Genomic DNA, 15,891 nt, shown 5'->3' on the forward strand with positions numbered 1-15,891 from the left:
ACAAAAGACCAAGCCATGCAGCTATCAAAAGGAGAGTCATTGAGTTTGTCACCCGCCCTCACCGTCCTGCACGACGTGTTCGGCTACGAGCAGTTCCGGGGCGCCCAGCAGGACATCGTCGAGCATGTGATCGGCGGCAGCGACGCCCTGGTGCTCATGCCCACGGGCGGCGGCAAGTCGCTGTGCTACCAGGTGCCGGCCATCGTGCGCCAGCGCCAGGGGCGCGGCGTGACCATCGTCATCTCGCCGCTGATCGCGCTGATGCACGACCAGGTGGGCGCCCTGCACGAGGCCGGGGTGGACGCGGCCTTCCTGAACTCAACCCTGAGCTTCGACGAGGCGCAGGACGTGGAATTCCGCCTGCAGACCGGCGCCATCACGCTGCTCTACGCGGCGCCCGAGCGGCTGAACACCCCGCGCTTCCTGGGCCTGCTCGACAGCCTCTATACCGGCGGGCACCTGTCGCTCTTCGCCATCGACGAAGCGCATTGCGTGAGCCAGTGGGGCCACGACTTCCGGCCCGAGTACCGCGCCCTCACGGTGCTGCACGAGCGTTATGCCGGCGTGCCGCGCATCGCGCTCACCGCCACGGCCGACGACCTCACGCGCGCCGACATCATCGAGCGCCTGCAACTCGAAGACGCGCGGCTGTTCATCAGCAGCTTCGACCGGCCCAACATCCGCTACACCATCGTCGAGAAGAAGGACGCGACCACGCAGCTCTTGCGCTTCATCGAGCGTGAGCATGCGGGCGAGGCCGGCGTGGTGTACTGCCAGTCGCGCAAGCGCGTGGAGGAACTGGCCGCCACGCTGAGCGACGCGGGCCTCACCGCCCTGCCCTACCACGCCGGGCTGGACAGCAAGGTGCGCCAGCACCACCAGGACCGCTTCCTGCGCGAGGAAGGCATCGTCATGGTGGCGACCATCGCCTTCGGCATGGGCATCGACAAGCCCGACGTGCGCTTTGTCGGCCATGTGGACATGCCCAAGAACATCGAGGGCTACTACCAGGAGACCGGCCGTGCCGGCCGCGACGGCCTGAACGCCGACGCCTGGATGGCCTATGGCCTGGCCGACGTGGTGAACCAGCGCCGCATGATCGACGAGAGCCCCGCGGGCGAAGAGTTCAAGCAGGCGCTGCGCGGCAAGCTCGACGCCCTGCTGGCCCTGGCCGAGGCCACCGACTGCCGGCGCGTGCGCCTGCTGGCCTACTTCGGCGAGCAATCCACGCCCTGCGGCAACTGCGACAACTGCCTCACGCCGCCAGCGCTCTGGGATGCGACCGACGCGGCACGCAAGCTCTTGTCCACCATCTACCGCGTGCAGCAGGCCAGCCGCATCGGCTTTGGCGCGGGCCACATCATGGACATCCTGCGCGGCAAGAAGACCGAGAAGGTGGTGCAGTTCGGGCACGAGAAGATCTCCACCTTCGGCATCGGGGCCGACCTGTCCGAGCCCCAGCTGCGCGGTGTTTTGCGCCAGCTGATCGCCACCGGTGCCCTGGGGCTGCAGAAGGTCATGCTCGACAGCGGCCACAGCTTCGACACCCTGTGCCTGACCGAGGGCTCGCGCGCCGTGCTCAAGGGCGAGGTGCCGGTGCAGCTGCGCGAGTCGGTCTCGTCCGCGCCGGCCAAGCGCACGCGCAAGGGCAGCGCACCGCCGGCCGCCGCCGCCAACCTGGGGCCCGATGCGCAGGTGCGCTTCATCAACCTCAAGGCCTGGCGCGCCGAAGTGGCCAAGGAGCACAATCTGCCGGCCTACGTGATCTTCCACGACGCCACGCTGGCCGCCATCGCCGAGCGCAACCCGGCCACGCTGGAGGACCTGCAGGGCATCAGCGGCATGGGTGCCAAGAAGCTCGAGGCCTACGGCAGCGAGGTGCTGCGCGTCTGCGCGCAGTAACCACGGGTGCTCACCGACCGGGCTTCTTGCCCGGCAGCAGGGTCGCGGTGATGGCCCGGCCGATCTGCTCGAAGGCCTTGCCCGCCTCGCCATGCTCGTCCAGGTCCTCCGCGCAGGTCGCCACCACGATGGCGGCACGGCCGCCGTCCTGCGGATTGACCACGCCCATGTGGCAGGCGCGGTGCAGCTGGGTGCCTGTCTTGTGGATGAAGCGCTCGCTGCGTGGCAGGCCGGCTTCGAGCCGGTAGGCATCGTAGGTGGCGTACTTGAGGTCGGTGAACAGGCGCTGCTGGTGCGCGGGCGAGAGCAGCTTGCCGGTGACCAGCTTCTCCAGCATGCCGCCGTAGGACGTGAGCGGCGCGGAATTGAGGCCGCGCGCGTAGTAGCGCCGGTAGGCCTCGTCCATGGTCTTCACGCGGAAATCCGCCTTGTCCACCTCGATGGTGCGGGCCAGCGCGTCCACGCGCTGCGGCCCCATGGGTGCAGCCGCCAGGCGCACCAGGTCCATGTTGCCCAGGGTGAGCGCATCGGGGTGCAGCTCGGCATACACGTCGTAGCGCACTTGCGCGAAATTGGTGATGCGCTCGAAGCCCTTGCCGCCCAGCAGCTCGCGCGCATGGCGATTGAGCGCCTCGTCGCCGATGGTGCGCATCAACATGTTGGCAGCCGTGTTGTCGCTCTCCATCAGCATGCGCTTGAGCAGTGCATCCACCCGGTAGCGCGTGCCGGTCTTGTTCCAGACCACGTTGCCCGAGCCGTCCACCTTGTCCGTGTCCAGCAGCGTGGCCTGCTCGGCCAGGCTGTGCCGGCCCTGCTCGACCTCCTGCAGCACCGCGATGGCCACCGGCAGCTTGGCCGAGGAGCCCAGGTACCACGGCCGGTCGGCCTGGTAGGACAGCACCTCGCCGTTGTCCAGCCGCTTGACGTAGACGCCGAGCTGGCCGGGCGTGGCCGCGTCGATGCGTTCGATCTGCTGGCGCAGCGCGTCGCTCCAGGCGGCGCCCTGCGCAGCCAGACTAGCGCTCGCCAGGATCAGCGCGGTGCACCACGCGCGCCACGGGGGGACACTCTGGGTCATGGGTTCGTCCGTCGGTCAGCAGGCCAGACTTGCACAGGGCCGCCCCCACATCACGCAGGGCACGGTCTGAACGCGCGCTGGACAGCTCTCCACGCGTGCAGGCGACCACGATAACGCGCCGGTCCCGGCCCAGACGTGGGACAGTGACCAATCCGGAGTCGCAGGTGCGCGCCCTTTGCGTGCCCGTTTTGTGCGCAAAGCGTGCCGCCTTGGGCAGGCCGGCCTGCACGCGGTGGGCCCCCGTCTGCACCCGCTCCATCACCGCCAGCAGGTAGCGCGTGTGTTCGGCGTTGACGATCTTGCCGCCCACCAGCAGCTCCAGCAGGTCGGCATAGGCATCGAGCCGGCCCGAATTCAGGCCGCCCGCGTAGTAGGCCTCGAAGGCCTCGCCCACGCTGGGCAGCCGAAAGGAGGCGACAGGCACCTGCAGCAGGCGCGACAGCACCTGCAGGCGCTCTGCATCGCTGCGCTGCTGCTTGATCACCAGGAAGTCGTGGCCCGAGAGGTGCGAGGCCTGCGGCGTGAGCTGGCCGTAGGCATGGCGGCGCACGTCGGCCAGGCTGGTGATGCGCTCGAAGCCGCGCGGCACCTGTTGCTCCACCAGGGCGTTCACCGCGCGGATGCCGACCAGGCCGATCAGCATGTCGCTGGCCGTGTTGTCGCTGTAGATGAGCATCTGCTCCAGCAGGTAGCGCACGCTCAACGCCGTGCCCACAGCCTTCGAATTGGTCTGGCCCGCGCCGTCCACATAGTCCGAGGCGCGCACGCGCAGCGGCGTGGCGAGCGTGAGGTCACCGCGCTCCACGGCCTGCAGTACCGCCAGCGCCACCGGCACCTTGACGGTGGAGGCCAGGTACCAGCGCTCCATGCCGCGGTGCGAGACGGCAATCCCGGTCTCCAGGTCGCGCACGTAGACGCCGATGCCGGCGGTATTCTGCGCCGCCACCTGGACCAGTTCGGCCTGCAGCAGCTCGGGCCAGGCCGGAGGCGGCGACGGGGCGCCCTGGGCGCGCGCAGAGCCCGCGGCCAGGGCCAACGCAAGAAAAAGGACCGGTACAGAACGGGCGATGGCGGACACCTCCGTAAACCTGCAACCGTACACCCCGGCCCCGGCGCGGCCGGTAACACTGTGTGATCCCGAGGGTTACCGCACGCGCGGGCTCAGGGCTCCTGCAGCAGGGGCGAGCGCAGGATGAGCTGCGCCGTGGCGAACAGGTGGGCGTCGATGGCGGCAAAGGCGCGCGCCTTGTCGCGGGCCAAAGCGGCCTCCATGATCTGGCGGTGCTCGCCCCGCACGTCACGCTGGTCCGTGCCCAGGGGCACCGACAGGCGCCTGTAGCGCTCGCTCTGGCGGTACAGCATGTCGCGCATGCGCAGCAGCCACTGGTTGGGGCAGGCGCCGACCAGGGCCTCGTGGAACTCCCCATGCGCCTCGTTCCAGGCCGCGGTGGAGCGCGCCTCGGTCTCCGAGGGCAGGGACTGCAGGCGCTCCATGCGGTGGGCGGCCGCAACGATGCGCGTCTCCCACTCCACATCGCCATGGTCCATGGCCTGGCCCAGGCACAGGGATTCCAGCTCCACCCGCGCGCGGGTCAGGTCCAGCAGCTCCTCCCGGCTCACCGGGCTCACGCGGTAGCCGCGGTGCGACTCGCCCATCACCATGCCCTCGGCCCCCAGGCGCGACAGCGCCTCGCGCACGGCGCCCAGGCTCAGTTCCAGCCGCTCCTCGATGGCCTTGATGTTGAGCTTGGTGCCCGGCGGCAGGCGCCCGTCGAGGATCTCGGCGCGGATCAGGTCGCACGCCGTCTCGGCCTGGGTGCGCTTGGGAAGGGTGGTCAGCATGGCGCGACCATTGTATTCGGGAATCTACCAACACGCGAATAATAGATTATTCGATCAAATATATATCCATGCGGTCGGGGCAGTGGTCCCGCGGCCGGCCACCAGGAGAACTGATGAAATTGCTTCGCTTCCAATCGTCTGGCCGCAACGGCTGGGCCGTGTGCAACGCCGCCACCGGCGCATGGCATGGCACCACCCAAGGCGCGGCCGGCTACCCCGGCGACGTGGACGACCTGCTGCGCCAGGGCCGCGCCGCCCTGGACGCTGCGGCCGCCGCCATGGCCCGCCAGCCCGTGGTGGATCTGGCCACCGTGCAGCTGCTGGCGCCCGTGGCCCGGCCGGCCAAGATCATCTGCGTGGGCCTGAACTACCGCGACCACACGGCCGAGAGCGGCTTCGTGCAGCCCGCCTACCCCACGTTGTTCGCGCGCTTCAACTCCAGCGTGATCGCGCACGGCGCGCCGCTGCTGCACTCGCCGCTGTCGGATTCGCTGGACTTCGAGGGCGAGCTGGTCGCGGTGATCGGCACCGGCGGCAGCCGCATCACGCGCGACAAGGCGCTCTCCCACGTGCTGGGCTATTCGGTCTTCAACGACGCCAGCGTGCGCGAATACCAGTTCAAGACACCGCAATGGACCATGGGCAAGAACTTCGACGGCACCGGCGCCTTCGGCCCCTGCCTGGTGACGGCCGACGAGTTGCCCCCGGGAGCGCGCGGCCTGCAGCTGGAAACCCGGCTGAACGGCCAGACCGTGCAGTCGGCCAACACCGACGACATGGTGTTCGACATCGAATCGCTGATCGTGACCATCAGCGAGGCCATCACGCTCGAAGCCGGCGACCTGATCGTGGCCGGCACCCCGGCCGGCATCGGCCATGCGCGCGAGCCGCGCCTGTACATGAAGCCCGGCGACACCTGCGAGGTGGAGATCGAGCGCATCGGCCTGCTGCGCAACCCCGTGCAGGCCGCAGCCACCACGGCGCCCCGCCCCCTCGAGCCCGCCACCGCATAACGCACACCCCAAGGAGACTGCCATGCCATTGAACCGATTGCTGCGCGCCACCCTCGTCGGCACGCTCACCGCCCTGGCCGCCCTCGGCGTCCAGGCCCAGGACGTCAAGGCGCGCACCGCGCGCTTCGGCCATGGCCTGGCCGACAACCACCCCGCCGGACTGGCGGCCAAGCAGTTCGCCGCAGACATGGACAAGGCCACCGGCGGCAAGATGAAGATCACGGTGATCGCCAACCAGGCCCTGGGCCCCGATCCGCAGATGCTGGGCGCCCTGCAGGGCGGCGTACAGGAGTTCTACACCGGCAGCGCGCTGGCGCTGCTCGGCCAGGTCAAGGAACTGGGTTTCCAGGACGTGCCCTTTTTGTTCAACACCGAGGCCGAAGCCCATGCCGTCTTCGACGGGCCCGTGGGGCAGTACCTCAACACCAAGCTCGCCGGTGTGGGCATCCACGTGCTGGGCTGGTGGGAGAACGGCTTTCGCCACATCACCAACTCGCGCCGCCCGGTGAACAAGATCGACGACCTCAAGGGACTGAAGCTGCGCACCCAGCCCAACCCCCTCACGCTCGATGCGTTCAAGGCCATCGGTGCCAACGCCTCGCCGCTGCCCTGGTCGGAGCTCTTCGTGGCGCTGGAGACCAAGGCCTTCGACGGGCAGGAAAACCCCATCGTGCTCATGTACACCCAGCGCTTTTACGAGGTGCAGAAGTACATGACGCTCTCGGGCCACGTCTACTCGCCGCTGATCTTTGCCGTGTCCAAGAAGTACTGGGACAGCCTCTCGGCCGACGAGAAGCAGATGATGACCACCGCCGCGAAGAGCGCCACGACCTACCAGCGCAAGACCACGGCCGCCGAGGCCGGTGCCGCGCTGCAGGGCATGAAGGACAAGGGCATGCAGGTCACGCAGTTCTCCGATGCCGACCTGCAGGCCATCCGCGACAAGGTGCCGCCGGCCATCGCACCGCACCTGGAGAAGATCGGCCCCGAGTTCATGGCCCTGGTGCGTGGCGAGATCGCCAAGGCGCGCGCCGCCGGCAAGCCGCAGTGAGCGCAGTGAACGACATGCCCCAGCGCCCGCCCCTGCCACCCGCCTTCCTCGCAGCGCTGGAGACGCTGCTCGGCCCGCGCCTGTCCACCAGCCCGGCGGTGCGTGCGCACCATGGGCGCGACGAGTCGATCTTTGCGGCCATGCCGCCTGACGCCGTGGCCCATGCACGCACGCAAGACGAGGTGGTCGCCATCGTGCGCCTGTGCCGCGACCATGGCGTGCCCCTGGTGCCCTATGGCGCGGGCTCGTCGCTCGAAGGCCACACGCTGGCCACCCAGGGCGGGCTGACGCTGAACCTGCAGCAGATGGACCGGGTGGTCGCCATCCACCCCGAGGACCAGACCGCCACCGTGCAGCCCGGCGTGACGCGCAAGGCGCTCAACGCGGAATTGCGCGACAGCGGCCTGTTCTTTCCCATCGACCCCGGGGCCGACGCCACCATCGGCGGCATGTGCGCCACGCGCGCCAGCGGCACCAATGCCGTGCGCTACGGCACCATGCGCGAGAACGTGCTCAACCTCACCGTGGTGACGGCCGATGGCGAGGTGGTGAAGACCGGCCAGCGCGCACGCAAGTCGGCCGCGGGCTACGACCTCACACGGCTGTTCGTGGGCTCCGAGGGCACCCTCGGCGTGGTGGTGGAGGCCACGGTGCGCCTGTACCCCCTGCCCGAGAGCGTGATGGCGGCCGTCTGCGCCTTCCCCGACATCGACGCCGCCGTGCAGGTGGTGGTTCAGACCATCCAGCTCGGCGTGCCGATCGCACGCTGCGAGTTCGTCGATGCCACGGCCATCCGTGCGCTCAACGGCTACAGCCGCACGGGCCTGCCCGAGCAGCCCCACCTGTTCTTCGAGTTCCACGGCAGCGAGGCTGGCGTGAAAGAGCAGGTTGCCATCGTGCAAGCCCTGGCGCAGGATGGCGGCGGCGCCCAGTTCCAGTGGGCCAGCAGCCCCGAAGAGCGCACGCGCCTGTGGGAGGCGCGGCACAACGTCTACTTCGCCGCGCTGCAGTTGCGCCCGGGCTGCCGCTCGGTGGTCACCGATGTCTGCGTGCCGATCTCGCGCCTGGCCGAATGCGTGGGCCAGACCGCGCAGGACCTGCAGCAGTCGGGCATGCTGGCCCCCATCGTGGGCCATGTCGGTGACGGCAACTTCCACGTGCAGATGCTGGTGGACGCCGCCGATGCGCACGAGGTGGAGCAGGCCGAGGCACTCAACGCCCGCCTGGTGCGGCGCGCGCTGGCCATGGAGGGCACCTGCACCGGCGAGCACGGCGTGGGCCTGCACAAGCAGGGCTTTCTGCTCGACGAGCTGGGCGCCAGCTCGGTGGCGCTGATGCGCCAGATCAAGCACGCCATGGACCCGCACAACCTCATGAACCCCGGCAAGGTCTTCGCGTTCTGACGCGGCCGCCCCGCCCTTTCTCCCACTTTCCATGAAGCAACTCATCCACTGGTATTTCAAGGCGCTGGAGGCGGTCGTCGTGCTGTGCCTGGCCGCCATGTGCGTCATGGTGTTCGGCAACGTCGTCTTGCGCCATTTCTTCGACTCGGGCATCAACGTCTCCGAGGAGCTGTCGCGCTTCCTCTTCATCTGGCTGATCTTCCTGGGCGCCATCCTCGCGATGCGCGAAGGCGGCCACCTGGGCATGGACATGCTGGTGCACCGCCTCTCGGGCAAGGCCCTGTTCGTGGCCGTGCTGCTGGCACAGTGCATCACGCTGGCCTGCTGCGGCGTGCTGCTGTGGGGGCTGCTGCGCCAGCATGCGCTCAACATGGCCAACTCCGGCCTGGTGACCGGCATCTCGCTGGGGGTGGTGTACTCGGTGGCCTACCTGTGCGCTGCGTCCATCGGGACCATGACCGTGGCCAACATCGCGCGGCTGCTCAGCGGCCGCGTCAGCCCGGCCGCCCTGGTCGCGGTGAGCGAAGAAGGGGCCTGACACCATGGTCGTCGCCGTCTTCGTGCTCTCGCTACTGGCCGCCATGGCGCTGGGCGTGCCCATCGCCTTCTCGCTCATCGCCTGCGGCATGGCCATGATGTTCTACATGGACCTGTTCGACGCGCAGATCATCGCGCAGAACATGCTGTCCGGGGCCGACAGCTTCCCGCTCATGGCCATCCCCTTCTTCGTGCTCGCGGGCGAGCTCATGAACGCGGGCGGCATCTCGCGCCGCATCGTGGACGTGGCCAGCGCCTGGGTCGGGCACTTCAAGGGCGGCCTGGGCTACGTGGCCATCTTCGCCTGCGTGGTCATGGCCTCGCTCTCGGGCTCGGCCATCGCCGACACGGCCGCCGTCGCGGCGCTGCTGATCCCCATGATGCGCAAGGCCGGCTACGACATCCCGCGCGCCTCGGGCCTGATCGCCTCGGGCGGCATCATCGCGCCCGTGATCCCGCCGTCCATCGGCTTCGTGATGCTGGGCGTGGTGGGCAACATCTCCATCACCCAGCTGTTCATCGCCGGCATCGTGCCGGGCCTGCTGATGGCGCTGGCCCTGGTGTTCACCTGGATCTACCAGTCCCACCGCGACGCCATGCCGCGCGGCGAGCGCATGCCGCTGCGCCGGCGCCTGTCGGCCACCCTCGCCGGCTTCTGGGCCCTGCTGCTGCCGGTGCTCATCGTGGGCGGGCTCAAGGCGGGCTACTTCACGCCCACCGAAGCGGCCGTGGTGGCCGTGTTCTACGCGCTCTTCATCGGTTTCGTGGTGTACCGCGAGCTGCGCTGGTCGCAGCTCTACGGCCTGCTGCTGGCCAGCGCCAAGACCTCGGCCGTGGTGATGTTCCTGGTGGCGGCGGCCCAGGTCTCGGCCTGGCTCATCGCCGCGGCCAACATCCCCATGGTGGTGGCCGACATGCTGCAGCCGCTGGTGGGCACCCCGGTGCTGCTGATGCTGGTGATCATGGCGCTGGTCTTCGCGGTGGGCACGGCGCTGGACTTCGCGCCCACCATCCTGATCCTGGTGCCCGTGCTGATGCCCGTGGTGCGCATGGCGGGCATCGACCCGGTGTACTTTGGCGTGCTGTTCATCATGAACAACGCCATCGGCCTCATCACCCCGCCCGTGGGCACGGTGCTCAACGTCGTCTGCGGCGTGGCGCGCGAGCGCATGGAGCCGGTGATCCGCGCCGTCATGCCCTACCTGCTGGCGCAGACGGCGGTGCTGCTGCTGCTCACGCTGTTCCCGCAACTGGTGATGGGGCCGTTGCGCTTCTTCACCCGGTAAGAGAGCGCCGCGGACGGACAGGCCAAGAAAAGGCCCGCCAGCCGTCGCACAAGCGGGCCTGGCGGCGCCACAATGGCATCCATGCTGACCCTCCAAGACATCCATGCCGCCGCCGCCCGCGTCCAGGGCCATGTGCTCGACACGCCCTGCGTCGAGTCCAAGACACTCTCGCAGATCGTGGGCGCGCAGGTCTTCCTCAAGTTCGAGAACCTGCAGTTCACCGCCTCCTTCAAGGAGCGCGGGGCCTGCAACAAGCTGGTGCAACTGAGCCCCGAGGAGCAGGCGCGCGGCGTGATCGCCATGAGCGCCGGCAACCATGCCCAGGGCGTGGCCTACCACGCGCAGCGCCTGGGCCTGCGCGCGGTGATCGTGATGCCGCGCTTCACCCCCGGGGTGAAGGTGCAGCGCACGCGCGGCTTCGGCGCCGAGGTGGTGCTGCACGGCGACACCTTGGAGGAAGCGCGCGCCCATGCCTACCAGCTGGCCGGCGAGCGCAGCCTGACCTTCGTGCACCCCTATGACGACGAGGCCGTGGCTGCGGGCCAGGGCACGCTGGCGCTGGAGATGCTGGCCGCCGTGCCCGACCTGGAGACCCTGGTGATCGCCGTGGGCGGCGGGGGCATGATCGCGGGCGTGGCCACGGCGGCCAAGGCGATCCGCCCGGGCATCGAGGTCGTGGGCGTGCAGACCCGGCGCTTCCCGGCCATGGTCAACGCCATCCAGGGCACGCAGCACCCGCAGGGCACCTCGACCATCGCCGAGGGCATCGCCGTGGGCACGCCGGGCAAGATCACGCAGGAGATCATCGAGCGCCTGGTCGATGACCTGCTGCTGGTGGACGAGGGCGACATCGAGCAGGCCGTGCTCATGCTGCTGGAGATCGAGAAGACCCTGGTCGAAGGCGCAGGTGCCGCCGGCCTGGCGGCGCTGGTGCGCCACCCCGAGCGCTTCGCGGGCAAGAAGGTCGGGCTGGTGCTGTCCGGCGGCAACATCGACCCGCTGCTGCTGGCGGCCATCATCGAGCGCGGCATGGTGCGCTCGGGCCGGCTGGCGCGCGTCAAGGTCAGCGCGCGCGACGTGCCCGGCGTGCTCGCCCGCATCACGGCCATGGTGGCCGACACGGGCGCCAACATCGAGGAGGTGCACCACCAGCGCGCCTTCACCATGCTGGCCGCACAGAATGTGGAGATCGAACTGGTGCTGCAGACGCGCGGCAAGGAGCACATCGAAGAGGTGCTCACGCACCTGCGCGAAGGCGGCATGGAGGCCGTGTTGATCTGACGGCACTGGGCCCTGCCCCGTACACCGGCTAGAATTGGCCAAGTTTTAAGCACCTGGAGCCTCGCCATGTCCGACCACAACACCTCGCACGCCCCTGAAGAACATTCGGCCGACGCCGTGGAAAACGTGGTGCCATTGATGCCCATCGTGCTGCCCGTCGTGGGCGGCATCATGATGTTCCTGCTGGCGTTCATCGCCGTGAACATGGCCTGATCGCCGCGGAGCGCCCCACACGCCCCCTGGCAAGCCCCGCGCAGCGGGGCTTTTTTTTGCCTGTTTTTTCATCACCCTCAACCGCCAGGAGTTCGCCATGAGACCCGGAAGCGCATTGGTTCTTTTCTCCGGTGGACAAGATTCCACCACCTGCCTGGCCTGGGCGCTCAGGCATTTCGCCCATGTCGAGACCGTGGGCTTCGACTATGGCCAGCGCCACCACATCGAGCTGGCCGCCCGCCAGACCGTGCTCTCGGCCCTGCGCGAGCGCTTTCCCGAGTGGGCCGCCCGCCTGGGCGAGGACCACATGCTCGACCTGGCCGTGCTGGGCCGCATCAGCGACACGGCCCTCACCAGCGCCACCGAGATCCAGATGACCGCGGCCGGCCTGCCCAACACCTTCGTGCCCGGGCGCAACCTGCTGTTCTTCAACCTGGCGGCCGCCGTGGGCTACCGGCGCGGGCTGCACACCCTGGTGGGCGGCATGTGCGAAACGGACTTTTCGGGTTACCCCGACTGCCGCGACGACACCTTGAAGGCGTTGCAGGTGGCCGTGTCGCTGGGCATGGGCCAGCGCTTCACCTTCGAGACGCCGCTGATGTGGCTGGACAAGGCCGAGACCTGGCAGATGGCCCAGGACCTGGGCGGCCAGGCCCTGGTGGACCTGGTGCTGGAGGAGTCCCACACCTGCTACCACGGTGTGCGCGGGGAGCGCCATGCCTGGGGCTACGGCTGCGGCAGCTGCCCGGCCTGCGCGCTACGCAAGGCCGGCTACGAGCGCTGGACCGCCCCCTCAGGGACCTGAAATGTCCGCATAACCCCATGCTTTTTTTGCATGGTTTTAGGACCTTTCTGACAGACAAATCGGCAGCAGATTCATAAAATCGACATCCCAGCCGACCCGCGGAATCCGTGGAACCCGTCCTCCACCCCGTGGGGATGAACCGCGCCCCGCCCGCCGACTGAGCAAGAAAGCCGTTTTTTCAAAGGCAGCGCTCAGCATCCGCACCTGCGCCAGGCCTCTCGCCCCGGTCCCGGGACGCTTCCTTTGAAAAGACTGTTTTTCAACTTAGGAAGCTCCCGATGAACGCACCCACCATGCAGGGCCTGAACCTCAACGCCCCCGCACACGTCAAGAACGCCCGGCTGCTCGCCTGGGTAGCCGACATGGCCGCCCTGTGCAAGCCCGACAGCATCTACTGGTGCGATGGCAGCCAGCAGGAGTACGACCGCCTGTGCCAGCAGCTGGTCGACGCCGGCACCTTCAAGAAGCTCAACCCCGCCAAGCGCCCCGGCAGCTACCTGGCCTGGTCCGACCCGTCGGACGTGGCGCGCGTGGAAGACCGCACCTACATCTGCTCGGCCGCCAAGGAAGACGCCGGCCCGACCAACAACTGGATGGCCCCGGCCGAGATGCGTGCCACGCTGCAACCCCTGTTCGACGGCTGCATGAAGGGCCGCACCATGTACGTGGTGCCCTTCAGCATGGGCCCGCTGGGTTCGCCCATCGCCCACATCGGCATCGAGCTGTCCGACAGCCCCTATGTGGCGGTCAACATGAAGATCATGACCCGCATGGGCAAGGCCGTGTACGACGTGCTCGGCGTGGACGGCGAGTTCGTGCCCTGCGTGCACACCGTGGGCGCGCCCCTGGCCGCCGGCGAGCAGGATGTGTCCTGGCCCTGCAACAAGACCAAGTACATCGTGCACTACCCCGAGACGCGCGAGATCTGGAGCTACGGCTCGGGCTACGGCGGCAATGCGCTGCTGGGCAAGAAGTGCTTCGCGCTGCGCATCGCCTCCACCATGGGCCGCGACCAGGGCTGGCTGGCCGAGCACATGCTGATCCTGGGCGTGACGAACCCCGAAGGCAAGAAGTACCACGTGGCAGCTGCCTTCCCGAGCGCCTGCGGCAAGACCAACTTCTCGATGCTGGTGCCACCCGAGGCCTTCAACGGCTGGAAGGTCACGACCATCGGTGACGACATCGCCTGGATCAAGCCCCAGGCCGACGGCAGCCTGCGCGCCATCAACCCCGAGGCAGGCTACTTTGGCGTGGCCCCTGGCACCAACACGCTGACCAACCCCAACTGCATGGCCAGCCTGGACAAGGACGTGATCTTCACCAACGTGGCCCTGACCGATGACGGCGACGTGTGGTGGGAAGGCATGGAGAAGGACAGCGGCGGCCAGCCCGCCCACCTGATCGACTGGCAAGGCAAGGACTGGACGCCCGAGATCGCCAAGCAGACCGGCGCCAAGGCCGCCCACCCCAACGCCCGCTTCACCGTGGCCGCGACCAACAACCCTGCGCTCGACGCCGCCTGGGACGACCCCAAGGGCGTGAAGATCGACGCCTTCATCTTCGGTGGCCGCCGCTCCACCACGGTGCCGCTGGTGACCGAGGCGAAAAACTGGACCGAAGGCGTCTACATGGCCGCCACCATGGGTTCGGAAACCACCGCTGCGGCCTTCGGCCAGCAGGGCGTGGTGCGCCGCGACCCCTTCGCCATGCTGCCCTTCATGGGCTACAACATGAGCGACTACTTCCAGCACTGGCTCAACCTGGGCGAGAAGCTGGCCGCCGCGGGCGCCACCCTGCCCCGCATCTACACGACCAACTGGTTCCGCAAGGACGAGGCCGGCAAGTTCGTCTGGCCCGGCTACGGCGAGAACATGCGCGTGCTCAAGTGGATGATCGATCGCCTGGAAGGCAAGGCCCAGGGCCAGGACACCATGTTCGGCGTGGCCCCGGCCTATGCCGAGATCAACTGGACGGGCCTCGATTTCAGCGCTGCCCAGTTCGACACCGTGACCAGCATCGACAAGGCCGCCTGGACCGAGGAACTCAAGCTGCACACCGCTCACTTCGAGCAACTGGCCTACCACCTCCCCCAGGCCCTGCTGGACACCAAGGCTGCCATCGAAAAGCGCTTGGCCGCCTGACCACGGCAGAGCCCGGCGTGGCCGGGCCCCCCTCCACTCCGGCAAAGCCGCCCCGATCGCATGGTCCGGGCGGCTTTTTCATGCCCGGACTTCAGCATCGCAGCCCGGCGATGTCTTGCATGCGCGACGCCAGCCACGCGGCATCGGCCTCTGAGGGCGCCAGCGCGAGGGCCCTCTCGTAGGCCATCCGGGCCCGGGCATGCAGGCCCTTGCGCACCAGCAGCTCCGCCTGCGCGGCAAAGAAGGGCTGGTAGTCCTGCAGGCCCGGCGCGAGCTCCTCCAGTTCGGCCAGGGCCGCATCCAGCGCGCCGGCTTCGGCATGGGCCACGGCCCGGTTCAGGCGCACCACCGGCGTGGGCTCATGGGCCAGCAGGCGGTCGTAGAGCAGGGCAATCTGCGCCCAGTCCGACTGCCCGCCCTCGGTGTGGCAGGCCGCAATGGCCGCCTTGAGCTGGTAGGGCCCCAGGGTGCGCCGGGCCAGTGCCCGCTCCAGCACCGCCACGCCTGCCGCAATCTCGTCCCGCTTCCACAGTGCACGCTGCTGCCGGCCCAGGGGTATGGTCTGGCCGCCGGCATCCGTGCGGGCCGCACGCCGCGCATGGCTGATCAGCAGCAGAGCCAGGCAGCCCTCGATCTCGGCCTCGCCAGGGCGCAGCCGGTCAAGCAGCGCGCACAGGTACAAGGCTTCCTGTGCCAGGTCGCTCCCCGCCTGGGGCCCCGCCGAGTAGCCTGCATTGAAGACCAGGTAGATGACCGCGAGCACGGCGGCCAGGCGCTCAGGCCATTCGGCCGGCTCCGGCACCGCGTAGCGGATGCGCGCCGCGGCGATCTTGGCCTTGGCCCGCGACAGGCGCTGGCCCATCGTGGCCTCCTGGTCGAGAAAGGCCCGGGCGATCTGCGCCGTGGACAGCCCGGCCACCACGCGCAGCGTGAGCGCCACCTGCGACTTCTGCTCCAGCGCCGGGTGGCAGCAGGTGAAGACCAGGCGCAGGCGTTCGTCCGGGATCTCGTCGGTTTCGGCCTCGTACGCCTCGCCACCCGCCAGCACGAGCAGGCTGTCGCCCGCCCGGTCGGCCGTCCTGCGGCTGCGGATGCGGTCCAGCGCCTTGCGGTAGGCCACGCGCAGCAGCCAGCCCAGGGGCGACGACGGGATACCGGAACGGCTCCAGTGGGTCACGGCGGACTCCATGGCGTCCTGCAGCGCGTCCTCGGCCAGCTGGAAATCCTGGAGCCGGGCGATCAGCGCCGACACCAGCCGCCCCCGCTCCTCGCGCGCCAGCCGGTCCAGGGCCTGGGTGATGGCGAGGGCACTGGAGGCGGGCGCGTTCATCGGCAGTGG

Annotated in this window: 14 protein-coding genes; 10 read left to right on the plus strand and 4 right to left on the minus strand. The window is 68.8% G+C overall.

The genetic code is table 11. The features are described 5' to 3' along the window. The first annotated feature begins 45 nt into the window (after positions 1-45). Positions 46-1,902: a DNA helicase RecQ gene (gene recQ / locus AC3WOH_RS00200; RefSeq protein WP_492227967.1), complete on the plus strand. Its 1,857-nt coding sequence runs from the start codon at positions 46-48 to the stop codon at positions 1,900-1,902. Positions 1,903-1,912: 10 nt separating this feature from the next. Here recQ and AC3WOH_RS00205 read toward each other — a convergent pair whose 3' ends face one another. The 3 genes from AC3WOH_RS00205 to AC3WOH_RS00215 form a co-directional block, all read right to left on the minus strand. Beyond that, complete coding sequence (locus tag AC3WOH_RS00205) at positions 1,913-2,980, minus strand: serine hydrolase (protein ID WP_492227405.1); 1,068 nt, start codon at positions 2,978-2,980, stop codon at positions 1,913-1,915. Further along, positions 2,919-4,058 (minus strand): serine hydrolase, encoded by a 1,140-nt coding sequence (locus tag AC3WOH_RS00210; protein ID WP_492227406.1) that lies wholly within the window; start codon positions 4,056-4,058, stop codon positions 2,919-2,921. The genes AC3WOH_RS00205 and AC3WOH_RS00210 overlap by 62 nt, the downstream gene beginning before the upstream one ends. 83 nt (positions 4,059-4,141) lie before the next feature. Then, entirely contained in the window at positions 4,142-4,822 is a 681-nt protein-coding gene (locus AC3WOH_RS00215) for a GntR family transcriptional regulator (protein ID WP_492227407.1), read from the minus strand. A gap of 113 nt (positions 4,823-4,935) precedes the next feature. On the opposite strand from AC3WOH_RS00215, the gene AC3WOH_RS00220 reads away from it, so the two are divergent. The 9 genes from AC3WOH_RS00220 (at position 4,936) to AC3WOH_RS00260 (ending at position 14,552) form a co-directional block, all read left to right on the plus strand. Further along, a complete protein-coding gene (locus AC3WOH_RS00220; protein WP_492227408.1) occupies positions 4,936-5,835 on the plus strand; it encodes a fumarylacetoacetate hydrolase family protein in 900 nt (299 codons plus the stop codon). Between the two features lie 22 nt (positions 5,836-5,857). Continuing rightward, entirely contained in the window at positions 5,858-6,886 is a 1,029-nt protein-coding gene (locus tag AC3WOH_RS00225; protein ID WP_492227409.1) for a TRAP transporter substrate-binding protein, read from the plus strand. Between the two features lie 14 nt (positions 6,887-6,900). Continuing rightward, positions 6,901-8,289 carry an FAD-binding oxidoreductase gene (locus AC3WOH_RS00230; protein WP_492227968.1) on the plus strand — a complete coding sequence of 463 codons (1,389 nt, stop codon included), beginning with the start codon at positions 6,901-6,903 and terminating at the stop codon, positions 8,287-8,289. Between the two features lie 31 nt (positions 8,290-8,320). Continuing rightward, positions 8,321-8,827 (plus strand): TRAP transporter small permease, encoded by a 507-nt coding sequence (locus AC3WOH_RS00235; protein WP_492227410.1) that lies wholly within the window; start codon positions 8,321-8,323, stop codon positions 8,825-8,827. A 4-nt stretch (positions 8,828-8,831) separates the two neighbouring features. Beyond that, positions 8,832-10,112 (plus strand): TRAP transporter large permease, encoded by a 1,281-nt coding sequence (locus tag AC3WOH_RS00240; protein WP_492227411.1) that lies wholly within the window; start codon positions 8,832-8,834, stop codon positions 10,110-10,112. An 81-nt stretch (positions 10,113-10,193) separates the two neighbouring features. Next, positions 10,194-11,393 (plus strand): threonine ammonia-lyase, encoded by a 1,200-nt coding sequence (locus AC3WOH_RS00245; RefSeq protein ID WP_492227412.1) that lies wholly within the window; start codon positions 10,194-10,196, stop codon positions 11,391-11,393. A 66-nt stretch (positions 11,394-11,459) separates the two neighbouring features. After that, positions 11,460-11,606, plus strand: a complete 147-nt coding sequence (locus tag AC3WOH_RS00250; RefSeq protein ID WP_184855058.1) for a hypothetical protein — start codon at positions 11,460-11,462, stop codon at positions 11,604-11,606. A gap of 97 nt (positions 11,607-11,703) precedes the next feature. Next, positions 11,704-12,411, plus strand: coding sequence for a 7-cyano-7-deazaguanine synthase QueC (gene queC, locus AC3WOH_RS00255; RefSeq protein ID WP_492227413.1), 708 nt, complete (start codon positions 11,704-11,706; stop codon positions 12,409-12,411). Positions 12,412-12,689: 278 nt separating this feature from the next. Further along, positions 12,690-14,552 (plus strand): phosphoenolpyruvate carboxykinase (GTP), encoded by a 1,863-nt coding sequence (locus tag AC3WOH_RS00260; protein WP_492227414.1) that lies wholly within the window; start codon positions 12,690-12,692, stop codon positions 14,550-14,552. 91 nt (positions 14,553-14,643) lie between these two features. Here AC3WOH_RS00260 and AC3WOH_RS00265 read toward each other — a convergent pair whose 3' ends face one another. Further along, positions 14,644-15,882, minus strand: a complete 1,239-nt coding sequence (locus AC3WOH_RS00265) for an RNA polymerase sigma factor (protein WP_492227415.1) — start codon at positions 15,880-15,882, stop codon at positions 14,644-14,646. Positions 15,883-15,891: the final 9 nt, after the last annotated feature.

This window comes from Acidovorax sp. FW305-C-20-28, assembly GCF_058783375.1.